The sequence below is a fragment of the Actinacidiphila epipremni genome (assembly GCF_012034175.1).
In the GTDB taxonomy this organism is placed as follows: domain Bacteria; phylum Actinomycetota; class Actinomycetes; order Streptomycetales; family Streptomycetaceae; genus Actinacidiphila; species Actinacidiphila epipremni.
On record NZ_JAATEJ010000028.1, the window covers coordinates 107,536 to 125,954 of the forward strand.

The 18,419-nt window shown below is 74.6% G+C and carries 21 protein-coding genes; 8 read left to right on the top strand and 13 right to left on the bottom strand.

Annotated elements, in window-relative coordinates; translation table 11 throughout:
• The 3 genes from HCN08_RS28420 to HCN08_RS28430 form a co-directional block, all read right to left on the bottom strand.
• Nucleotides 1-2,235, bottom strand: a complete 2,235-nt coding sequence (locus tag HCN08_RS28420; RefSeq protein ID WP_322974736.1) for an NHLP family bacteriocin export ABC transporter peptidase/permease/ATPase subunit — start codon at nucleotides 2,233-2,235, stop codon at nucleotides 1-3.
• Complete coding sequence (locus tag HCN08_RS28425) at nucleotides 2,232-3,029, bottom strand: hypothetical protein (protein WP_167986128.1); 798 nt, start codon at nucleotides 3,027-3,029, stop codon at nucleotides 2,232-2,234. Before HCN08_RS28425 ends, HCN08_RS28420 begins: the two co-directional genes overlap by 4 nt.
• Nucleotides 3,030-3,232: 203 nt before the next feature.
• Nucleotides 3,233-3,439 carry a type A2 lantipeptide gene (locus tag HCN08_RS28430; protein WP_167986129.1) on the bottom strand — a complete coding sequence of 69 codons (207 nt, stop codon included), beginning with the start codon at nucleotides 3,437-3,439 and terminating at the stop codon, nucleotides 3,233-3,235.
• A gap of 543 nt (nucleotides 3,440-3,982) precedes the next feature.
• Here HCN08_RS28430 and HCN08_RS28435 point away from each other — a divergent pair.
• Both HCN08_RS28435 and HCN08_RS28440 read left to right on the top strand, forming a co-directional pair.
• Nucleotides 3,983-4,471 carry a peptidylprolyl isomerase gene (locus tag HCN08_RS28435; protein WP_167986130.1) on the top strand — a complete coding sequence of 163 codons (489 nt, stop codon included), beginning with the start codon at nucleotides 3,983-3,985 and terminating at the stop codon, nucleotides 4,469-4,471.
• Nucleotides 4,472-4,708: 237 nt separating this feature from the next.
• Nucleotides 4,709-5,380, top strand: a complete 672-nt coding sequence (locus tag HCN08_RS28440; protein WP_167986131.1) for a DUF4232 domain-containing protein — start codon at nucleotides 4,709-4,711, stop codon at nucleotides 5,378-5,380.
• Nucleotides 5,381-5,407: 27 nt separating this feature from the next.
• On the opposite strand, the gene HCN08_RS28445 is transcribed toward HCN08_RS28440, so the two are convergent.
• A complete protein-coding gene (locus HCN08_RS28445) occupies nucleotides 5,408-6,064 on the bottom strand; it encodes a PhzF family phenazine biosynthesis protein (protein ID WP_167986132.1) in 657 nt (218 codons plus the stop codon).
• Nucleotides 6,065-6,304: 240 nt separating this feature from the next.
• On the opposite strand from HCN08_RS28445, the gene HCN08_RS28450 reads away from it, so the two are divergent.
• Complete coding sequence (locus HCN08_RS28450; RefSeq protein ID WP_167986133.1) at nucleotides 6,305-6,601, top strand: dsRBD fold-containing protein; 297 nt, start codon at nucleotides 6,305-6,307, stop codon at nucleotides 6,599-6,601.
• Nucleotides 6,602-6,650: 49 nt separating this feature from the next.
• On the opposite strand, the gene HCN08_RS28455 is transcribed toward HCN08_RS28450, so the two are convergent.
• Nucleotides 6,651-7,088: a nuclear transport factor 2 family protein gene (locus HCN08_RS28455; protein WP_167986134.1), complete on the bottom strand. Its 438-nt coding sequence runs from the start codon at nucleotides 7,086-7,088 to the stop codon at nucleotides 6,651-6,653.
• Between the two features lie 369 nt (nucleotides 7,089-7,457).
• On the opposite strand from HCN08_RS28455, the gene HCN08_RS28460 reads away from it, so the two are divergent.
• The gene (locus HCN08_RS28460; RefSeq protein ID WP_167986135.1) at nucleotides 7,458-8,000 is read left to right on the top strand and encodes a hypothetical protein; all 543 of its coding nucleotides are present in this window, start codon (nucleotides 7,458-7,460) and stop codon (nucleotides 7,998-8,000) included.
• Between the two features lie 52 nt (nucleotides 8,001-8,052).
• Nucleotides 8,053-8,880, top strand: coding sequence for a class I SAM-dependent methyltransferase (locus HCN08_RS28465; protein ID WP_322974737.1), 828 nt, complete (start codon nucleotides 8,053-8,055; stop codon nucleotides 8,878-8,880).
• Nucleotides 8,881-8,890: 10 nt separating this feature from the next.
• On the opposite strand, the gene HCN08_RS28470 is transcribed toward HCN08_RS28465, so the two are convergent.
• Nucleotides 8,891-9,463 carry a TetR/AcrR family transcriptional regulator gene (locus tag HCN08_RS28470; protein WP_167986136.1) on the bottom strand — a complete coding sequence of 191 codons (573 nt, stop codon included), beginning with the start codon at nucleotides 9,461-9,463 and terminating at the stop codon, nucleotides 8,891-8,893.
• A gap of 108 nt (nucleotides 9,464-9,571) precedes the next feature.
• Between HCN08_RS28470 and HCN08_RS28475 the strand changes: the two genes are divergently transcribed.
• On the top strand, nucleotides 9,572-10,483 hold the full coding sequence (locus HCN08_RS28475) for an SDR family oxidoreductase (RefSeq protein ID WP_167986137.1): 912 nt from the start codon (nucleotides 9,572-9,574) through the stop codon (nucleotides 10,481-10,483).
• A gap of 10 nt (nucleotides 10,484-10,493) precedes the next feature.
• Here HCN08_RS28475 and HCN08_RS28480 read toward each other — a convergent pair whose 3' ends face one another.
• The gene (locus tag HCN08_RS28480) at nucleotides 10,494-11,051 is read right to left on the bottom strand and encodes a TetR-like C-terminal domain-containing protein (protein WP_167986138.1); all 558 of its coding nucleotides are present in this window, start codon (nucleotides 11,049-11,051) and stop codon (nucleotides 10,494-10,496) included.
• A 74-nt stretch (nucleotides 11,052-11,125) separates the two neighbouring features.
• Here HCN08_RS28480 and HCN08_RS28485 point away from each other — a divergent pair, with 74 nt between their 5' ends.
• A complete protein-coding gene (locus HCN08_RS28485; RefSeq protein WP_167986139.1) occupies nucleotides 11,126-12,445 on the top strand; it encodes an MFS transporter in 1,320 nt (439 codons plus the stop codon).
• A gap of 66 nt (nucleotides 12,446-12,511) precedes the next feature.
• On the opposite strand, the gene HCN08_RS28490 is transcribed toward HCN08_RS28485, so the two are convergent.
• Nucleotides 12,512-12,904 carry a DUF5997 family protein gene (locus HCN08_RS28490; protein WP_167986140.1) on the bottom strand — a complete coding sequence of 131 codons (393 nt, stop codon included), beginning with the start codon at nucleotides 12,902-12,904 and terminating at the stop codon, nucleotides 12,512-12,514.
• Between the two features lie 58 nt (nucleotides 12,905-12,962).
• Here HCN08_RS28490 and HCN08_RS28495 point away from each other — a divergent pair, with 58 nt between their 5' ends.
• A complete protein-coding gene (locus HCN08_RS28495; RefSeq protein ID WP_167986141.1) occupies nucleotides 12,963-13,670 on the top strand; it encodes a LysR substrate-binding domain-containing protein in 708 nt (235 codons plus the stop codon).
• 87 nt (nucleotides 13,671-13,757) lie between these two features.
• Here the strand turns inward: HCN08_RS28495 and HCN08_RS28500 are convergent, their stop codons facing one another.
• The 5 genes from HCN08_RS28500 to HCN08_RS28520 all read right to left on the bottom strand — a co-directional run.
• On the bottom strand, nucleotides 13,758-14,771 hold the full coding sequence (locus HCN08_RS28500; RefSeq protein ID WP_322974738.1) for an ABC transporter substrate-binding protein: 1,014 nt from the start codon (nucleotides 14,769-14,771) through the stop codon (nucleotides 13,758-13,760).
• Nucleotides 14,772-15,045: 274 nt separating this feature from the next.
• Complete coding sequence (locus HCN08_RS28505) at nucleotides 15,046-15,714, bottom strand: ABC transporter permease (RefSeq protein ID WP_167986143.1); 669 nt, start codon at nucleotides 15,712-15,714, stop codon at nucleotides 15,046-15,048.
• Nucleotides 15,711-16,442: an ABC transporter permease gene (locus HCN08_RS28510; protein ID WP_167986144.1), complete on the bottom strand. Its 732-nt coding sequence runs from the start codon at nucleotides 16,440-16,442 to the stop codon at nucleotides 15,711-15,713. The genes HCN08_RS28505 and HCN08_RS28510 overlap by 4 nt, the downstream gene beginning before the upstream one ends.
• A complete protein-coding gene (locus HCN08_RS28515) occupies nucleotides 16,439-17,602 on the bottom strand; it encodes an ABC transporter ATP-binding protein (RefSeq protein ID WP_167986145.1) in 1,164 nt (387 codons plus the stop codon). Before HCN08_RS28515 ends, HCN08_RS28510 begins: the two co-directional genes overlap by 4 nt.
• 318 nt (nucleotides 17,603-17,920) lie before the next feature.
• The coding region (locus HCN08_RS28520; RefSeq protein WP_407648906.1) for a fascin domain-containing protein at nucleotides 17,921-18,419 on the bottom strand (499 nt) is incomplete at its 5' end.

An 18,419-nucleotide genomic window follows, 5' to 3' on the forward strand; every position in this document is an offset into this window, starting at 1 on the left:
TCACCGCTCCCGCACCAGCGCCGCGTACGGTCCGCCCGCCGCCACCAGGTCCTCGTGCCGGCCGCGCTCGACGATCCGGCCGCGCTCCAGCACCACGATCTCGTCGCTGTCCCGTACGGTGCTCAGCCGGTGCGCCACCACGATCCGGGCGCAGCCGCGCCGCCGCAGGTTGTCGGTGACCAGCCGCTCGGTCTCGGCGTCCAGCGCGCTGGTGACCTCGTCGAGCACCAGCACCGCGGGGTCGCGCACCAGCGCGCGGGCGATCTCCAGGCGCTGCCGCTGCCCGCCGGAGAAGTTGCGGCCGTCCTGCTCGACCCGGCAGTGGATGCCGCCGGGGCGCCGGGAGACCACGTCCAGGACCGCCGCGTCGGCGAGCGCGGCCTCCACCGCCGCGTCCGGCACCGACGGGTCCCACAGCGCCACGTTGTCGCGCACCGTGCCCTCGAAGAGGAAGACGTCCTGGTCGACGAAGGCCACCGACGCCGCCAGCACCGTACGCGGCAGGTCGGCGAGCCGCCGCCCGTCGACCCGTACGGTGCCGGCCGCCGGCTCGTACAGGCCCGCGACCAGCCGGGCGACCGTCGACTTGCCGCTGCCCGAGCCGCCGACCAGCGCCACCTGCCGGCCGGGGCCCACCGCCAGCGAGAAGCCGGTGAGCAGCGGCGGGTCCAGCGGGCCGTAGCCGAAGGTGACGTCCTCCAGCGCGACATGCCCGGTCAGCCGGCGGGCGCCCGGCGGGTGGCCGGCGCCGCGGGCGGGGGAGTGGACGGGGTCGGCGGGGAAGTCCTCGACGTCCCGCAGCCGCGCCACGTCCGCGGCCAGGTCCTGCGCCCGCCCGGCGACCGCGCTCAGCCGGGCCACCGGCGCGGTGAAGCCGGTCACCAGCGCCTGGAAGGCGACCAGCAGGCCCACCGAGATCCGCCCCTCGACCGCCCGCTCGCCGCCCACCAGCAGGATCAGCGCGCTGTTGAGCGCGGCCAGCCCCGGCGCGACCACGGCGAGCGCCGCGCCCGGCACCCCGAGCCGCTGCCGGCCCTCCAGCGTCGCCGCGTGCTGCCCGGCCCAGCGCCGGAAGTAGCCGTCCTCACCGCCGGTCGCCTTCATCGTCTCGATCAACTGCAGCCCGCTGTAAGCGGTGTCGGTCAGCCGCGCGGTGTCGGCCCGCAGCTTGCGGGTACCGGTGGCCCGCAGCCGCACCACGACCCGCATCGCCACGACGTTCAGCAGCGCCACCAGCACGCCGAGCGCCGTCAGCCCCGGGTCGTACGTCCACAGCAGCGCCGCGTAGAGCAGCACCACCACCGCGTCCACCCCGGCCGAGGCGAGGTCGCGGGCCAGCGTCTCGGCGACCGTGTCGTGCGACTGGAGCCGCTGCACGAGATCGGCGGGGCTGCGCTGGGCGAAGAAGCGCACCGGCAGCCGCAGCAGGTGCCGCATGAAGCGGGCGCTGCCCACCGTCGCCGACACCACCCGCGCGTGCAGCAGGTTCGCCTGCTGCACCCACGTCAGCAGCCCGGTCAGCCCCACCACGACCGCCATCGCCGCGAACAGCGTGCCCAGCAGCGAGGTCCGCCCGCCGAGCACGAAGCCGTCGATGTACGTCCGGCTCAGCGCCGGCGCCGCCGCGCCGGTCAGCACCAGCAGGAAGCTCGCCAGCACCGCCGCGGCCGTCGCCCGGGACGTGCCCCGCAGCCGCGCCGGCAGCCCGCGCAGCGGCGACGGCCTGCGCCCGTTCCGTACGAACCCCGGGCCCGGCGCGAACGTCAGGACCACGCCGGTGAAGGCGGTGTCGAACTCCTCCGGCGTCACGAAGCGCCGGCCGCGCGCCGGGTCGGCCAGCTGCACCCCGCGCCGGCCCGTGCGCCGACCGGTGCCCTCGTAGACCACGTAGTGGTTGAACTCCCAGAAGAGCACCGCCGGCGGGGCCAGCAGCGCCAGCGCCGCGGGCTCCATCTGCATGCCCTTCGCCGCCAGGCCGTAGGCGCGGGCCGCCTTCAGCAGGTTGCCGGCCCGCGAGCCGTCCCGCGACACCCCGCACGCCACCCGCAGCTCCTCCAGCGGGACGTGCCGCCCGTGGTGGCCGAGCACCATGGCCAGGGCCGCGGCGCCGCACTCGACGGCCTCCATCTGCAGCACCACCGGCGTCCGCACCCGCCGCGGCCGGCGCCGCCCCGGGCCGCCGGAGCGCCGCGCCCGGGCCGGCCGGTGCCGGCCCGCCGCCGCCCGGGCGGTCACGGCAGCAGCCAGTCGAGCGGGCGCTGCGCGGGCAGCAGCACCGAACCGCTCACCGCCGTCAGCGAGTCGAGCGCGTGCGGCGGCCCGCCGCGCGACCAGCCGTAGCCGCTCGCCGTGCCCGCGGCCCGGTCCAGTCGCACGGTGACCGCGACCGGCTCGCCGTGCGCGGCGAAGGCCGCCCCGAGCCGGGAGTCGCCGAGGAAGCCGGCGATCTGCCCGGCGCTCTGCGGCGCGCTCCCCACGGCGGCGACCGTGCCGCGCAGCACGCCGTACCGGGCGGCCGGCACCGAGGCCACCGTCAGCTCCACCCGCGCGCCCACCGGCACCGGCGTGCCGCCCACCGGGTACAGCACCGCCTCCAGCGGGTCCGCGGGGCCCGTCGCCAGCTCCACCTCCGCGACCGGCGTGCCCGCTGCCACCACCGAGCCGAGCCCGGCCGGCAGCGCGGTCAGCCGCCCGCCGGCCACCATCCGCACCTGCCGCGTCCCCTGACCGGTCGTCACGTCCAGCAGCGGCGCGCCCGCGGCCAGCAGGTCGCCGGCCCGGGCCCGTACCCGTACGACCTGGCCGGCGAGCGGGCTCTGCAGGACGTAGCCGCCCCGGCCGCGGGTGAGCACGCCCGGCAGCGTCGTCCGGGACGCCACCGAGCCGCCCACCGCCCACACCGCGGCGCCGGCCAGTACGACCACCGCCACGGTCAGCGCGAGCAGCCCCTGCGGCCGGGCCAGCCGTACCGGCAGGTCCAGCTCCTCGGGGGAGCGCAACCTCGCCAGCGCCTTGTGCCGGAACTCCACCGGCGTCTCCTCCTGTTGCGGGCCTCAGCGGGCCTCAGCGGGCCTCAGCGGGCCTCAGCGGGCCTCTGCGGGTTTCTCCGGGCTACTGGGCTACTACAGGCTGCCGCGGGCTTCTGCGGGCGTCCCCGGGTCCGGACAGGCCCGTGGACCCCGGGTCGTCAGGTCCCGGGGTCCACGGTCGGTCCGTGTGCGTCAGCCGGCGGTCACAGACCGGCGAGACCCGTCAGCGGCGCCACGTTGAGGCCGGTCGCCGAGGTGGCGAGCCCCGCCACGTCGGACACGCTCGGCAGTGACGAGTCGACCGACCAGACGGTGTCGAGAACCGGGCCCAGAATGCCGCCGGAGACGGTGTCCAGCTCGCTGTCGGCAATCTCGCGGGTCTGGACCTGGGGGGTGGAGTCCTTGCGCATTACTGCTCGTTCCCTTCGTTCGGCCAATGCGTATCGAAAATCCGGTCGACCGGGCAGGCGGCATTATCAGCGCGGGATCGGTCGCACACCGGCCCGGCCGCCGGAATTCCGCGGCGATGGGGAGTCATCCGCCGCTTGGCGCATGATGCAATCACGTACGCGCCGCTCCGGCCAGCCGCGGCTCGACACGGATCGGCCCAGGTGGGCGCGGTGTGACGAGGGCCCGCACGGGTTGCCGACGAATTCTTCACACCGCTTTCCCCCGGCAATTCGCACACCGCGGCCGGGCGCCCGAAGACGCGGCATTTCCGTCGAACGCCCCTGCGTATTCACCGCGGCGGGCCGGCCCGCGCGTGACACCGGGGACGGGAGTGTGCAGAGTCTGCGCCCGTGATGTGCGGTCCGGTCGAAAACCGTATGCGTACGGTCACGTCGGCGAACGGGCCCGACATCCGGGAATCTGCCGCCATGTCGGATTTCCCGTGCGGCGGCCGGCGGCCCCGATGCGCGGCCCCCGCACGGGGGGATGCGAGGATGGGGCCCATGAACAATGTGTACTTCGACATCTCCGTCGACGGAGCCCCGGCCGGACGCATCGTCTTCCAGCTGTTCGACGACGTGGTGCCCGAGACCGCCAGGAACTTCCGCGAGCTCGCCACCGGCGAGCACGGCTTCGGCTACGCGGGCTCCGCCTTCCACCGGATCATCCCGAGCTTCATGCTCCAGGGCGGCGACTTCACCGCGGGCAACGGCACCGGCGGCAAGAGCATCTACGGCGAGAAGTTCAAGGACGAGAACTTCCAGCTCAAGCACGACCGCCCGTTCCTGCTGTCGATGGCGAACGCGGGCCCGAACACCAACGGCTCGCAGTTCTTCGTCACCACCGTCGTGACCGACTGGCTGGACGGCAAGCACGTCGTCTTCGGCGAGGTCGTCGAGGGCCAGGACCTCGTCAAGCTCATCGAGAGCAAGGGCTCGCGCAGCGGCAAGCCGTCCGCGAAGGTCGAGATCACCGCGTCCGGCACCGTCTGACCCACCCGGTCCGGCACTTCTCCGCAGGGCCCCCGGCGCGACCGCCGGGGGCCCTGCCCGTTTCGCCCGGCCCCGCGACGGCCCGGCCCCGCGCGGGCTACGTCACGGCACGTCCACATGATCGTCACAGCCGTGTCCTGATGCCGCGGACACGGCAACCGCGCTGGTGGGACGTGGTGTCCTGGTGAGCGAAAGGCCCACCCGGCGCGGGCGGGCACCGATCACGGAGGAGAAACCATGCGCGCTCGGAAGATCCCGGCAGTCGCCCTCGTCGCGGTCGCCGCGGGCCTGTCGCTCACCGCCTGCGGAGGCGGCGGCTCCGACGACGCCTCGGCCACCACACCCCCGGCCGCGCCCTCCGCCCCCGCCGCGCAGGACACCGGGGCCCCGGCCGACCCGGCCTCCGACGGCTCGAACGCCTCGGGCTCCTCCTCCCAGGGCTCCCAGGGCTCGGAGGGCTCCGGCGGCTCGGACGGCTCCGGCGGGTCGAAGGGCAGCACCTCCGGACACGGCTCCGGCGCCAGGTGCACCACCGCGAACCTGGGCCTGAGCGCCAGCTACGGCATGGCCGAGGGCGAGATCCTGGTCAACTTCCAGAACAACGGCCCTGCCACCTGCACCCTGCACGGCTTCCCCGGCGTCGACCTCAGCGGCAAGGACGGCACCATCAGCGCCGCCCGCAGCAGCCTCACAGCCCCCGATGTGACCCTGCGGCACGGCGAGTCCACCCGCGCCACGGTCCACTTCCCGCCGAACACCTCCGGCGGCAGCGGCGCGACCTTCACCACCCTCGTCGTCACCCCGCCCGACGAGACGCACTCACGCTCGCTGTCGGTGACCGTGAACCTCCCGGTGACCGACGGCTCCGGTTCCGGCGTCAGCGTCGACCCGGTCGGCACCGGCAAGTAGCCCGCGGGAGCCGGGCCGGCCGGCGGCTCAGACGTACTCCTGGCCGTCCAGCCGGACCCGGCCGCCGACCTCGATCAGCCCGTCCGGGTGCGGCGCGGTCACCAGCTGCGAGCCGCGGCCCTGCGCGATGTTCAGCGCCCGCCCCAGCCGGGCGGTGAGCAGCAGCGCTGCCGCGCCGGTCGCCTCGTCCTCGTCGATGCCGTCGTCGCGCCCCGGGAACGCCCTGGCCCGTACCCGGCCCGCGGCCTTGTCCTGCCACGCCCACGCGTAGATCCACTCGCCCGGCGGCGGCACCGGCAGCGCCTCGACCTCCTCGGCGGACCCGTACTGCAGCAGTGTGCGCGGCGGCGCCCAGCCGGCCTCCGCCTCGATCCAGCAGAACTCGCCGTCCAGCCGTACCCCCACCACCCCCGCGGGCGTCACCAGCTCCGGCAGGTCGAGCAGCCAGCCGGTGCCGACGCACGGGTGGCCGGCGAAGGGCAGCCGCAGGGTGGGCGTGTAGATGTCGATGGCGCCGCGCTCGGGGTCGTCGACGAAGACCGTCTCGCTGAAGCCGAGCTTGCCCGCGAAGCGCTGCCGCTCGTGCGGCTCGGGCATGGCGGAACCGTCGCGGACGACGGCGAGCTCGTTGCCGTGCCGCCCGTCGGGCCCGCAGAAGACGCGCAGTACGTCGTAGTGGGTCACCCGGGCAGTCAACCACGTGCCGGCGGCCCCGGGGGCCGGGCCGGAGAGCCCCGGCCACCGCCGCGGAGCCGCTCTCGTACCGAAAAACCACGCTTCGCCGCTGATACGGTGGTTTGCCCGGCCGTGGGTCGGGCAGGCGCGGGGCGCAAGGGGCCGGGCGCGGCTCGCGCGACGCCTGCCGGGCGCGCGGCACGTTACACCGACGTCCGGCGACGGACACGCGCAACGAGGGGCCTCGCGATGACGCAGCAGTCAGCGCCGCAGCCGCGCACGAAGACCTGGACCCTGAACCTGGAGATCCTGGAGGAGAGCCGGGACGCCACCTCCGTGGCGGCGGCGCTCGACATGGGGGACACGACGTTGAGCACCACCGCCACCGCCCAGCGCAACCCGGGCGACCCGCCCGCACCCGGCATCGGCGACGAGTACGCCGCCGGGCGGGCGCTGCTCGAACTGGGCAGGCAGCTGCTCCGGGTCGCGACGGTGGACGCCGCCGCGAACGAGAAGAGCGCGCCGCACGAGCCCGCCACCCGCTGAACGGGCCGCCACCGCACGGCGGTCCGGCGGGCTCAGGGGTCGGGCGGGCTCAGCGGTCCGCGGGTACCGGCGCGGGGAGCAGGCCGTCCGCGACGAGCCCGGCGTGGATGGCCTCGGCCACGATCTGCACCGCCGACTGCGGGCGGATCATCACGGTGATCTCCGTGATCCGCCGCGCGCCGTCCAGGTGCAGCAGGTCGATGCCGTGGATCTGCCGCCCCTTCACGCTCGCCTGGAAGGGCAGCGCCGCCGCGGCCGACCGCAGGCCGTCCGCGCCCCGCTCGGCCGCGCCGTCCAGCCGCCCGCTGTAGCGCACGTCCTCGAAGGTGCGGCCGAGGACCCCGAACAGGCCCAGCACCAGGGCCCTGCCCTCGAAGGGCCGGAACTTGACGGGGCTGTAGAGCCGGATGTCCTCGGTGAACAGCGCTTCGAGCGCGCCGAGGTCCCGGCTCTCGACGGCGGCCCGGAAGCGGTCGGTGGTGGCCACGGCGGTACCTCCCCTGCGAGGCGCTGGAGCCTCGTCTCGGTAGTCATGAAGGTGACTAGTCACAGTCTTGACTATCCGGGGCGCGCATGCGGCCGTTTCACGCCACTGCCACCGGGTGTCGGGCCCGGCGGCAGTGACGGTGGAGCGCGGTGAGGCGCAGGTGGGAGATGGTGCGCGGGGTGGGCCGCGTCAACTCGCCGTGCAGGAGCAGCTCGGCCAAGTGGTGGAGCCGTTCTTCCGGATCGTCGGGCCCCAGTTGCCGGAGCCGCCGACCGGGACGTGCGGGTTGCGGCGGCCGGACCGGTCCGGAACCGGGGCGGGGGCGCGGGTCGTCTCTGCGGGCATCGGGCACCGGGGGAGGAATGGGACGTGGCGGAAACGGACGAGGGCGCGGCGCGGTCGCGCCGGGAGGTCGTACGGCTCGCGCAGGAGCGCGGGTTCGGCGCCGGGCAGGCCGTCGTCTCCCTCGGCGGCGGCGACGTGGGGTGCGTCGGCGTGGCGCTCGCGGTGTGCCTGCTGCCGCCCGGAGTCGGCCTGCTCGCCGGGCCGTTCGGGCCGGCCGGCACCTCGGCCGGCGCCGTCCTGCTCATGGCCGCGCTCGCCGCGCCGGTCCTGGCCTTCGCCCACGAGCGGCGCCGCGCCGAGCGCATCCCCCGGCTGTACGTCTACGACGGCGGCGTGGTGCTCAGCTACCCGCGCGGCCATCCGCAGCACCTGGCCGCCTACGCCTGGCCGGAGCTGCGCACCGTCGAGCGCATCCGCAGCTCCACCATCGGCCAGGGCGGCTCGGTGCAGCAGGTGTGGCGGCTCGAACTGCACGTCCGCGGCGGCCCGCTGCTCTGCTCGCTGGGCGACACCCGGCAGGGCCTGCTGGTCGCGCGGCTGGCCGTGGCGGGCGGCGCCGAGACCTGACGGCCCGGCAATCCGGTGGCGTCCGCGCGAACGGCTCCCGTAGCGTGCCCCGGTGACGGACGATCCGGCGACGCCAGCCAGCCGCCCCGCCCTCGGGCGGGTCTTCGACGAGGTGCCCGAGCTCTACGACCGGGTCCGCCCCGGCTACCCCGGCGCGCTCTTCGCGGACCTCGCCGCCCTCACCGGCCTGGACGGGACGTCGGAGGTGCTGGAGGTGGGCTGCGGCACCGGCCAGGCGACCCGGTCGCTCGCGGCGCTCGGCTGCCGGGTCACCGCGGTGGAGCCGGGCGCGGGCATGGCCGCCCTCGCCCGCCGGCGGCTGGCCGGCCTGCCCCGGGTCAGCGTCGAGCAGGCGGCGTTCGAGGAGTGGGACGACCGCGGCAGGCGCTTCGACGTCCTGGTGGCCGCGTCCTCCTGGCACTGGGTCGACCCGGCCGTCGGCTGGCCGCGCGCCCATCGCGTCCTGCGCCCCGGCGGCTGGACGGCGCTGCTCGGCCACGTCGTCGTCCGCCGCCCGGGCGAGCCGGAGGTCTACGCCGGGACCGCCGACCTCCATGAGCGCTTCAGCCCCGGGAACCCGGGCTGGGGCCGTCCGCCGCTGGAGGACGACGTCCGCGCCACCGGCGAGGGCTGGGGCGCGGTCGCCGGGCCCGGCCCGCTGTTCGGCCCCGCGACCACGCGCTGGTACGAGACCGTCCAGTGGTTCGACGGAGCCGGCTTCGCCGACCTGCTGCGCTCCACGTCCCTCTACCGCGCCCTCGCCCCGGACGTCCGCGAACCCCTGCTGGACGCCGTCGCCGAGCGTATCCGCACCCGCATGGGCGACCGCGCCCCGCGCCGCTACCTGAGCGTCCTGCGGGCCGGCCGCCGCGCGGGCTGACCCCCGGCGCTCACTGACCCCGCGCGGCCACCGCCGCCTTGAGCGCGTCCAGCGCCTCGTGCATCAGGTCGGCCATGTCGCGGGTCTCCGCCGGGGCGACCCACCGCTCGAAGCCGACCTTGAAGACCGCGACCCCGGCCTCCGCCGTCAGGCTCGCGGCGGGCTCGGTGACACCGCGCCCGCGCAGCGTCGCGGCGATCGCCGACGACAGCGAGGCGAGCTTGATGAGCTCGCGCTCCACCAGGTTGGCGTTCGCCGCGATGACCGCCTGGCGCTGCCGGGCGAAGGGCCGCCGGTCGGTGAACAGCTCGGCTGCCGCGTCCAGGCCCGCCGCCACCGCCTCCAGCGGGGCCGCGTCCCGCGGGGCGCCGGCGACCGCGTCGACGAACAGCGTCTGCAGCTCCTGCGACCCCGCGAACAGCACCTCCCGCTTGTCGGCGTAGTGCCGGAAGAAGGTCCGCTCGGTGAGTCCGGCGTGCGCGGCTATCTCCGCGACGGTCGTCTGCTCGTAGCCGCGCTCGCTGTAGAGCGCGAGCGCTGCCTTCGCCAGCCGGCCGCGTGCGTCCGGCACCCATCTGCCCATGCGGCGATTTTACGCGACGGGGTATCCGATGGCAGTGGCTGACATCGGGTGCTAGCCTCGATGACAGCAACTGACATCAATGACATCGACAGTCTGGGGAGCTCTCCCATGCGTTATTTCGTCACCGGCGCGTCCGGCTGGATCGGCTCCGCAACGGTGCCCGAGCTGCTTGCCGCAGGCCACCAGGTCACCGGCCTGGCCCGCTCGGACGCCTCCGCCGCGGCGCTGGCCGCCGCGGGCGCGGACGTGGTCCGCGGCACCATCGACGACCTGGACGTGCTGCGGGACGCCGCGGCGGCCTCCGACGGGGTGATCCATCTGGCCTTCAAGCACGACGCCCTGATGACCGGCGGCTTCCAGCAGGCCGGCGAGGCCGACCGCCGCGCCGTCGACACCTTCGGCGAGGTGCTGGCCGGCACCGGCCGCCCGCTGGTGATCGCCTCGGGCGTGGCGGGCCTGAAGCCGGGGCAGCTCGCGACGGAGCGGGACATGCCGGTCCTGGACGGCACCCCGCTGTCGACCCGCGCCGCCACCGCGGCCGAGGTGCTCGCGCTCGCCGGGCACGGTGTGCGCTCCTGCGTCGTCCGCCTGTCGCCGACCTGCCACGGCGACGGCGACAAGGGCTTCGTGCCCACGCTGATCGGCGTCGCGCGCGACAAGGGCGTCGCCGGCTACGTCGGCGACGGCGCCAACCGCTGGCCGGCCGTCCACCGGCTCGACGCGGCCAAGCTGTTCGCGCTGGCGGTCGACAAGGCGCCGGCCGGCAGCGTCCTGCACGGCGTCGCCGACGAGGGCGTCGCCCTGCGCGACATCGCCGAGGTGATCGCCCGCCACCTCGGCGTACCCGCCGTACCGGTCGCGCCCGAGGACGCCGCGGACCACTTCGGCTGGCTCGGCGGCTTCGTCGGCGCGGACGCGCCGGCCTCCTCGGGCCTGACCCGCGAGCTGCTCGGCTGGCAGCCGGCCGAGCCCGGCCTGCTGGCCGACCTCGACCAGGGGCACTACTTCCGCGCCGCCTGACCCCTGCCCGCTACATGTCCTTGAGCAGCGCCGTCACCAGCCCGCGCGCCCACTGCGGCGACGCGGGCTGCGTGCTGAAGACCGCCCGGTAGTAGAGCGGGCCGAGCAGCATGTCCACCGCGCGCTCCACGTCCGGCGCGGCCCCGCCCCTGGCCCGCTCGCGCTCGATCATCGCCCGCAGCTGGTCGTGCCGGTCGACGGCGCACGCGCAGCCGCCCTCCGGCCCCGAGCCGATCGTCGCCCGCATCAGGGCCAGCACGTCGGGGTCGGCGAGGTCGGTGGCGACATCGCCCATCCACCGCTCCAGGTCGCCGGCCAGCGTGCCGGTGTCCGGGACCACGACGTCACCGCTGAACCGGCTGGTCGCGACATCGGCCAGCAGCTGGGCCACCGAGCCCCAGCGCCGGTAGACGGTGGTCGGGTGGACGCCGGCGCGGGCGGCGATCACCGGGATGGTCAGCGGCTCCGCCGCGTCGGCGGCGGCCAGCTCCTCGACGGCCCGGTGGACGGCGGCCCGTACCCGGGCGGACCGGCCGCCGGGACGGGACTGGGCAGGTGCGGCGCTCATACGGAAATTATCGCACCGATCGCTGCGTTAGGCTAATGTCGTTAACGCAACGATCACTGCAAACGGAGTCCCGTATGACCGTCGCGCCCCACTCGCAGGAGCGGCTATCCGCCTCCTCGTCCGTCCCGCAGACGATCGCGCACCCGGCCCGGGCCGGGGGCCGGCGCGGTCTCGGCCGCGGTCCCGCCTTCGCCGCCGTCGCGGCCGTCTTCGTCCTGTTCATGGCCGCCTCCAGCGCCCCCTCCCCGCTCTACGTCGTCTACCAGCAGCAATGGGGCTTCTCCGCCTCCATGCTCACGACCGTCTTCGCCGTCTACGTCGTCGGCATGATCGGCGCGCTGCTGGTGCTCGGCGCGCTGTCCGACCACGTGGGGCGGCGGCCCGTGCTGCTGTCCGCCATCGTGCTGGAAGCGGTGGCCATGGTGCTGTTCGTCACCGCGGGCGACGTCCACCTGCTGCTCACCGCGCGCTTCGTGCAGGGCATCGCGACCGGCGCCGCCATGACCACGCTCGGCGCGATGCTGGTCGACCTCAACCCGCCGCACGCCCCGCACCGCGCCGGTGTCGTCTCCGGCGCCGCGCCCGCCTTCGGCCTGGCGCTCGGCTCCCTCGGCTGCGGTTTCCTGGTGCAGTACGGGCCGCACCCGACACGGCTGGTCTACGAGCTGCTGATCGCCGGGCTGGCGGTCGCCGCCCTGGCTGTCGCCGTGCTGCCGGAGACCTCGCAGCGGCGGCAGGGCGCGGTGCGCTCGCTGCAGCCGCGGCTCGGCGTCGCCCCGCGGCTGCGGGCCGACCTGGTCGCGCTGGTGCCGATCCTGGTGGCCAGCTGGGCGCTCGGCGGGCTCTACCTCTCCCTCGGCCCGTCGGTGGCCGCCGGGATCTTCGGCCTGTCGAGCCATGTCATCGGCGGCCTCGTCGTCACCCTGCTGTGCCTGCCGGCGTCCGTGACGTCCTTCCTGCTGCGCGGCTGGCCCGTCGAGCGCACCCTCGCGCTGGGCGCGGCGCTGCTGGCGATCGGCACGGGCGTGGGCCTGGCCGGCGTCGAGGCGGACTCCGTCACCGCCGCCGCGCTCGGCACCGCCGTCGCGGGCGTCGGCTTCGGCGCGGCGGGCCTGGCGAGCTTCGGCACGCTGGCCCGGATAGCCGCGCCGGCCGAGCGCGGCGAGCTGTTCGCGGTCGCGTTCGTCATCTCCTACCTGGCCTTCAGCGTCCCCGCCGTGATCGCCGGGTTCGCCGCCACCCACACCGGCCTGCACCGCACGGCGGTCGTCTACAGCGCCGCCGTCATCGCCTTCGGCGTCCTCGCCCTGCTCGCGCAGCGGCTGCGCACGAGCCGCGCGGCGCGGGCGGCCGAGGTCGCCGTGACGCCGGTGGACGGGCCCGCGGCGCCATGACGCGAGTCCCCTCCCCGGCCTCGCCCGGCGGTCGTCCCGGGCAGGGCCGGGGCGGGCCGTACCGGGTCAGCGGCTGCCGGCGGCCTGCTGGGCGCGCTTGTCCTTCAGCCGGGTGGCCTCCTTGCGGACCTCGGCCTGGGTGGCGCGCTCGCGGGTCAGCCAGTCCGGGGCGTCCTGCCGCAGCGCCTCGATCTGCGCGGTGGTCAGGGCGTCGGTCACCCCGCCGCGGGCCAGCCCCGCGATCGACACGCCGAGCCGCGCCGCGACGACCGGGCGGGGGTGCGGGCCGTCCCGGCGCAGATCCCGCAGCCACTGCGGCGGGTCCGCCTGCAGCGCGTCGAGCTCCGTCCGGGACACGACACCCTCCTGGAACTGCGCGGGGGTGGCCGGGAGGTAGACACCCAGCTTCTTCGCCGCGGTCGCGGGCTTCATCGTCTGGACGGTTTTCTGCGAGGTCATGACGTCAAGGGTAACGAGCGTGTGCGCCGCCCCCGACCACGGCGGATAGCCTTGGCCGGTGACCGGCTCGTACGAAACCCCCGCCTTCCGCCTCGCCTACGTCCCCGGCGTGACACCGGCCAAATGGGTGCGGATCTGGGGTGAGCGGCTGCCGGAGGTCCCGCTGGAGCTCGTCCCCGTGACCGCCGCCGGCGCCGCGGACCTGCTGCGCGAGCGCGGCGCCGACGCCGGGCTGGTCCGGCTGCCGGTCGACCGCACCGACCTCAGCGCGATCCCGCTCTACACCGAGACGACCGTCGTGGTCGTCCCCAAGGACCACTTCGCGGTGGCCGCCGAGGAGGTGGCGCTCGCCGACCTCGCCGACGAGACCGTGCTGCACCCGCTGGACGACACCCTGGACTGGGAGCGGCTGCCCGGCCGGCCCGCGCGGGAGCGCCCGCAGACCACGCAGGACGCGATCGACCTGGTCGCGGCCGGCGTCGGCGTGCTGGTCGTCCCGCAGTCACTGGCCCGGCTGCACCACCGCAGGGACCTCACCTACCGCACGGTCGCCGACGCCCCGCAGTCGGGCGTGGCGCTCTCCTGGCGCGAGGACGCGACGACCGACCTGGTCGACGACTTCATCGGCATCGTCCGCGGCCGTACCGTGAACAGCACCCGGGGCCGCCGCGCCGCCGCCGGGAAGCCCGCCGCGCCGGCCGCGCCCAAGAGCCCCCGCTCCGGCGCCGCGAGCCGGCGCCGCGGCAGGCCCCGCCGCCGCTCGTAAGGCCCGAGCAGCAGCAGCGGACACGCCACCGGGCCGGCCCGTCGCGAACGGCGGACGGGCCGGCCCGGAAGGGGGTGCGTCGCGGGATCAGCCGCCCAGGCCCACCGACTTCAGCCACGCCTGCGCCACGTCCAGCGGGTCCTTCTTCTGGTTCTGCACCTGGTCGTCCATCGACAGCAGCGCCTGCGTGTCGAGCTTGGCCGACACCGCGTTGAGCGCGGCCACCGCGTCCGGCGTCAGGCCGGCCTTGGACACCATGGGCTGCACGTTCGCGAAACCGAAGAGCTTCTTCGGGTCCTGGAGCGTGACGAACTTCTCCCGGGTGATCGACGCGTCCGTGGTGAAGACGTCGGCGGCCTGCACGCTGTTGTCCTTCAGCGCCGAGACGGTCAGCGGACCGCCCGCGTCCAGCGGCTTGAAGGACTTGGGCGTCAGCCCGTACTGCGACTTCAGGCCCGGCAGGCCCTGCTGCCGCTTCTGGAACTCCGGCGAGCCGCCCACCACGATCTGCCCGCCGACCTTCGCCAGGTCGGCGATCGTGGACTGGGACGTCAGATGGTACTTCGCCGCGGTCTGCGCGTTGACCGTGAGGGAGTCCTTGTCCTCCGCCGCGGCCGGGTCGAGCATCGTCAGCGACGGGTCGAGCTTCGCCTCGATCGCGGCCGTCGTCGCCTCGATGCTGGTCGGCGCGGCCGTCTTGTCCAGGTACGACAGCAGCGAGCCGTTGTACTCCGGCAGCACCGTCACCGAGCCGTTCTTGACCAGCCCGTAGGTGATCTCACGGGTGCCGATGTCCGGCTTGTACTGGACGTTGATGCCCTTGGCCTTCAGCGCCTCGCCGTAGACGTCCATCAGCACGACGGACTCGGCGAAGTTGTTCGAGCCCACGACCACCGTGCCGCTCTTGGGGGCCGCGCCCGCCAGCGGGTCCTTGGGCTTGCTCTTGCCGCCGGTGGACGACGCGGACCCGTTGGGGGTGTCCGAGGAGGACGAGGAGTCGGAACAGCCCGCGAGGAGCGCCGCGGCCGTGGTCGCGGCGAGAAGGATCGCCGCCGCTCGGAGGTGTCGAGGGCCTGTGCTGCTCTGCGAATGTGAAGTCACGATTCCCGCTTCCGGGGGCTGAGGGTTCGGCTGGCGTTCAGATGTCGTCGAAACGTCGGTTCCGTACACCAACTGATCCAATCCAGCGGCCTCAAACACAGTCAAGGCCGCCATGGTCACCGATTGGCATCGATGCGAACCGGCCACGAAGCCCGCAGTTCGCCTCTGACGGTACGTCACCGACCGGCCGCGCGCCGCCCGCAACATCGCCGCAACACGGCGCAACACGACGCAACAAAACCGGCGCCCTCCCGCGCGCCGCGCGCCGTCCCGCTCACCGCCGCCCCCGCACGCCCGGCGACACGACGAACCGTCCGACCAGCCAGAACAGCGCGATCGTGACGAGCGCGAGCCCGGCGATGAGCGTCGCGCCGCCCACCACGATCGTGTAGTTCTGCTGGTAGAGCCCGTCGACGACGAACCGTCCCAGGCCCCCCAGCGACACCGTCGCGGCGATCGCAGTGGTAGAGACCACTTGGATGGCCGCCGAGCGCAGCCCGCTGAGGACCAGCGGCAGCGCCGAGGGCAGTTCGACCTGGAAGAGCACCGCCGCCGGCCCCATGCCCATGCCGCGTGCGGCGTCCACGGGGGCCGGATCGAGGGTGCGCATCGCCTCGTAGGTGGTCACCAGGATGGGCGGCACCGCCAGCGCGACCAGCGGGATCATCACCGGGGTGAGCCCCAGGCCCAGCCAGAAGAACATCAGCACCAGCAGGCCGTAGCTCGGCAGCGCCCGCGCGGCGGTCGCCACCAGCGCCAGCGCGTTGCCGCCGCGCCCGGTGTGGCCGGTGACCAGGCCCACCGGCAGCGCGATGCCGGCCGCGATGCCGAGCGCGATGAGCGAGTACTCCACATGCTCCAGCAACCGGTGCGGGATGCCGTACGCGCCGTGCCAGTTGGCGTTGTCCCGGAAGAAGTCGCTGATGAACTGGAACAGGCTCATGACGCGGCGTCCTCCAGCAGCGCGGCCTCGGTGGACGGTTCGACGGCGGTGGCGCGGGCCGCGCGGCCGGCGGCCTTGCCGCTGCGCGGCAGCCACGGCGTCAGCGCCATCCGCAGCAGCACCAGCACGATGTCGGTCAGCACGGCCAGCACCGCGATCGTCACGACGGAGTTCAGCGCGAGGTTGGAGCGGTGGTAGAGGATCGCGTCCTGCAGCAGGTTGCCGAGCGCGCCCTGGTTGCCGATGAGCGCGCCGACGCTCACCAGGCTGATGCTGGAGGCGGTCGCGACCCGCAGCCCCGCGATGATCGCCGGCACCGCGAGCGGCAACTGGACCTGCAGATAGCGCTGCACCGGCCCGAGCCCCATGGCGGTGGCCGCCGACAGGGTGTCCTGCGGCACCGATCTGACGCCGTCGACGATCGCCGGCACCAGCACCACCAGGCTGTAGACGGTCAGCGGGATCATCACCGTGGTACGCGTCGCCCCGGTGTAGTCGATCAGGAACACGAAGAAGGTCAGCGACGGGATGGCGTACAGCACCGTGGTGACCCACAGCACCGGCGGGTACAGCCAGCGGAAGCGTACGCACAGCTGGCCCAGCGGCAGCGCCACCGCCAGGCCGATGCCGACCGGGATCATCGCCTCCTGCATGTGGATGCCGATCAGGCCGGCGTAGGAGTGCTGGAGGTCGCTGGGGATGTCAAAGAAGCCCGCGCCGCCGCTCATGTCACCGCCCCGGCCCGGGTGGCGTCCGCCCGGTCGGCGCCACCGGCGCCGTCGCCGTCCTGCCGGGCCGCGTGCGCGCTGCGGATGGCCGCGCCGATCGCCTCCTGCGACACCACGCCCACCACCTTGCCCTGGTCGTCCACGGCGACGGCCCAGCCGGTCGGCGAGAGCACCGCGCAGTCCAGCGCGTCCCGCAGCGACTCCCGCCCGGCGACGAAGGGCCGGCCCGTGGGCAGCAGCTCCGGCTCGCCGCCGGCCGGCCCGCCCTTCGCCTCGGCCCAGCCGCGCGGCCGGCCCTCGGCGTCGGTGAGCAGGACGTACGGGGCCCCCGACGCGGCGGCCCGCGCGGCCTGCGCGGCGTCCGCGCCGGCCGGCAGCACCGGCTGCGTCGTCAGTTCCAGGCCGTCGGAGCCGAAGAACGACAGCCGCCGGATACCCCGGTCGGTGCCGAGGAAGTCCTCGACGAAGGCGTCGGCGGGGGAGCTGAGCAGCTCGTCGGGCGGCGCGAACTGGGCGAGCTTGCCGCCGGTCCGCAGCACCGCGACCATGTCGCCGATCCTGATGGCCTCGTCGATGTCGTGGGTGACGAAGACGATCGTCTTGCCGAGCTCCTCCTGGATCCGCAGCAGCTCGGCCTGGAGGCTCTTGCGGACGATCGGGTCGACCGCGGAGAAGGGCTCGTCCATCAGCAGGACCGGCGGGTCGGCGGCGAGCGCCCGGGCCACGCCCACGCGCTGCTGCTGGCCGCCGGAGAGCTGGTACGGGTAGCGCCTGGCGAGCGCGCCGTCCAGGCCCACCCGCTCCATCAGCTCACGGGCGCGCTCACGGGCCCTGCGCCGGTCCCAGCCCAGCATGCGCGGCACGGTCGCGATGTTGTCGACGATGGTGCGGTGCGGGAAGAGGCCGGCGTTCTGGATGACGTAGCCCATCGAGCGGCGCAGCGTACTGACCGGCTGCTCGCGTATGTCGGCGCCGTCGAGGAGGATCCGCCCCGACGTCTGCTCCACCATCCGGTTGATCATGCGCAGTGTGGTCGTCTTGCCGCATCCCGACGGACCCACCAGGACGGTGATCGAACCGTCCGGTATCTCCAGTGACAGGCCGTCGACGGCGGTCGTCCCGTCGGGGTAGCGCTTGGTAACTGACTCTATCTGTATCAAAGTGCCGAATACCCCTCGGGATCGGGCATGGACGGCCTGTCTCCGGTCAGTTTCGGACAGGCCGGTGCCTGGAGAGTCTAGACCGCCGGGCTCCATGCGTGGCTGTGCGTCACCGTCGCGCCTGCGCGTGCTGCGCCGCGTGCCCCTCCCGGGGGTCACCCGGACGGCGGACCGCGCGGTCCGTTCGGCGCGGGGGCAGACTGCCACCACGGTGTGCGAGCCGGGGCCGCCGCGCCACTCGGCGAACGGGCGGTTCACCCGGATGCCGTTCCCGGGTGAACCGCCCGCCGGTGGGGGGAGCGCGGTGGCCGAAGGGGATCAGCCGGTGATGAGGTCGAACTGCTCCCAGCCGCCGATCGCGGTCCTGTTGGCGACCAGGGCCGCCGCCCCGGCGTTCTCCGCCGTCACGTACAGGCCGTTGGCCTGCGCCTTGAGGCTCACGGTGCCGTTGGCGTTGTGGACGAGCTGGAAGGTCTCCCAGGCGCCGACCGCGGTGCGGTTGGCGATCAGCGGGGACGCGCCGGCGTTGTCGGCGCAGACGATGAGGTTGTTGGCGTGCGCGCGCAGCGCGACATTGCCGCCGCCCTGGTCGAGCAGGTCGAACTGCTCCCACGGGCCGATCGCGGTGCGGTTGGCGATCAGCGGCGCCGCGCCGCCGCTCTCCGCCGTCACGTAGTCGTTGTCGGCGCGGGCCCGCAGGCTCACCACCGTGCCGGGACCGCCGCTGTTGCCACCGCCGACAACGGGTTGGGTGGGGCGGGTGGGGGTGAGGGCGATCTGGCCTTTGAGCATGCGTCCGCCGTCGCCGGTCAGGCGG

Bases quoted from the DNA above. Each gene is read 5' to 3' on its own strand.
- HCN08_RS28475 (WP_167986137.1), top strand. From the start codon at position 9,572: ATGCGTTATTTCGTCACCGGCGCGTCCGGCTGGATCGGCTCCGCAACG.
- HCN08_RS28490 (WP_167986140.1), bottom strand. From the start codon at position 12,904: ATGACCTCGCAGAAAACCGTCCAGACGATGAAGCCCGCGACCGCGGCG.
- HCN08_RS28510 (WP_167986144.1), bottom strand. From the start codon at position 16,442: ATGAGCGGCGGCGCGGGCTTCTTTGACATCCCCAGCGACCTCCAGCAC.
- HCN08_RS28440 (WP_167986131.1), top strand. From the start codon at position 4,709: ATGCGCGCTCGGAAGATCCCGGCAGTCGCCCTCGTCGCGGTCGCCGCG.
- HCN08_RS28480 (WP_167986138.1), bottom strand. From the start codon at position 11,051: ATGAGCGCCGCACCTGCCCAGTCCCGTCCCGGCGGCCGGTCCGCCCGG.
- HCN08_RS28435 (WP_167986130.1), top strand. From the start codon at position 3,983: ATGAACAATGTGTACTTCGACATCTCCGTCGACGGAGCCCCGGCCGGA.
- HCN08_RS28485 (WP_167986139.1), top strand. From the start codon at position 11,126: ATGACCGTCGCGCCCCACTCGCAGGAGCGGCTATCCGCCTCCTCGTCC.
- HCN08_RS28470 (WP_167986136.1), bottom strand. From the start codon at position 9,463: ATGGGCAGATGGGTGCCGGACGCACGCGGCCGGCTGGCGAAGGCAGCG.
- HCN08_RS28505 (WP_167986143.1), bottom strand. From the start codon at position 15,714: ATGAGCCTGTTCCAGTTCATCAGCGACTTCTTCCGGGACAACGCCAAC.
- HCN08_RS28450 (WP_167986133.1), top strand. From the start codon at position 6,305: ATGACGCAGCAGTCAGCGCCGCAGCCGCGCACGAAGACCTGGACCCTG.
- HCN08_RS28430 (WP_167986129.1), bottom strand. From the start codon at position 3,439: ATGCGCAAGGACTCCACCCCCCAGGTCCAGACCCGCGAGATTGCCGAC.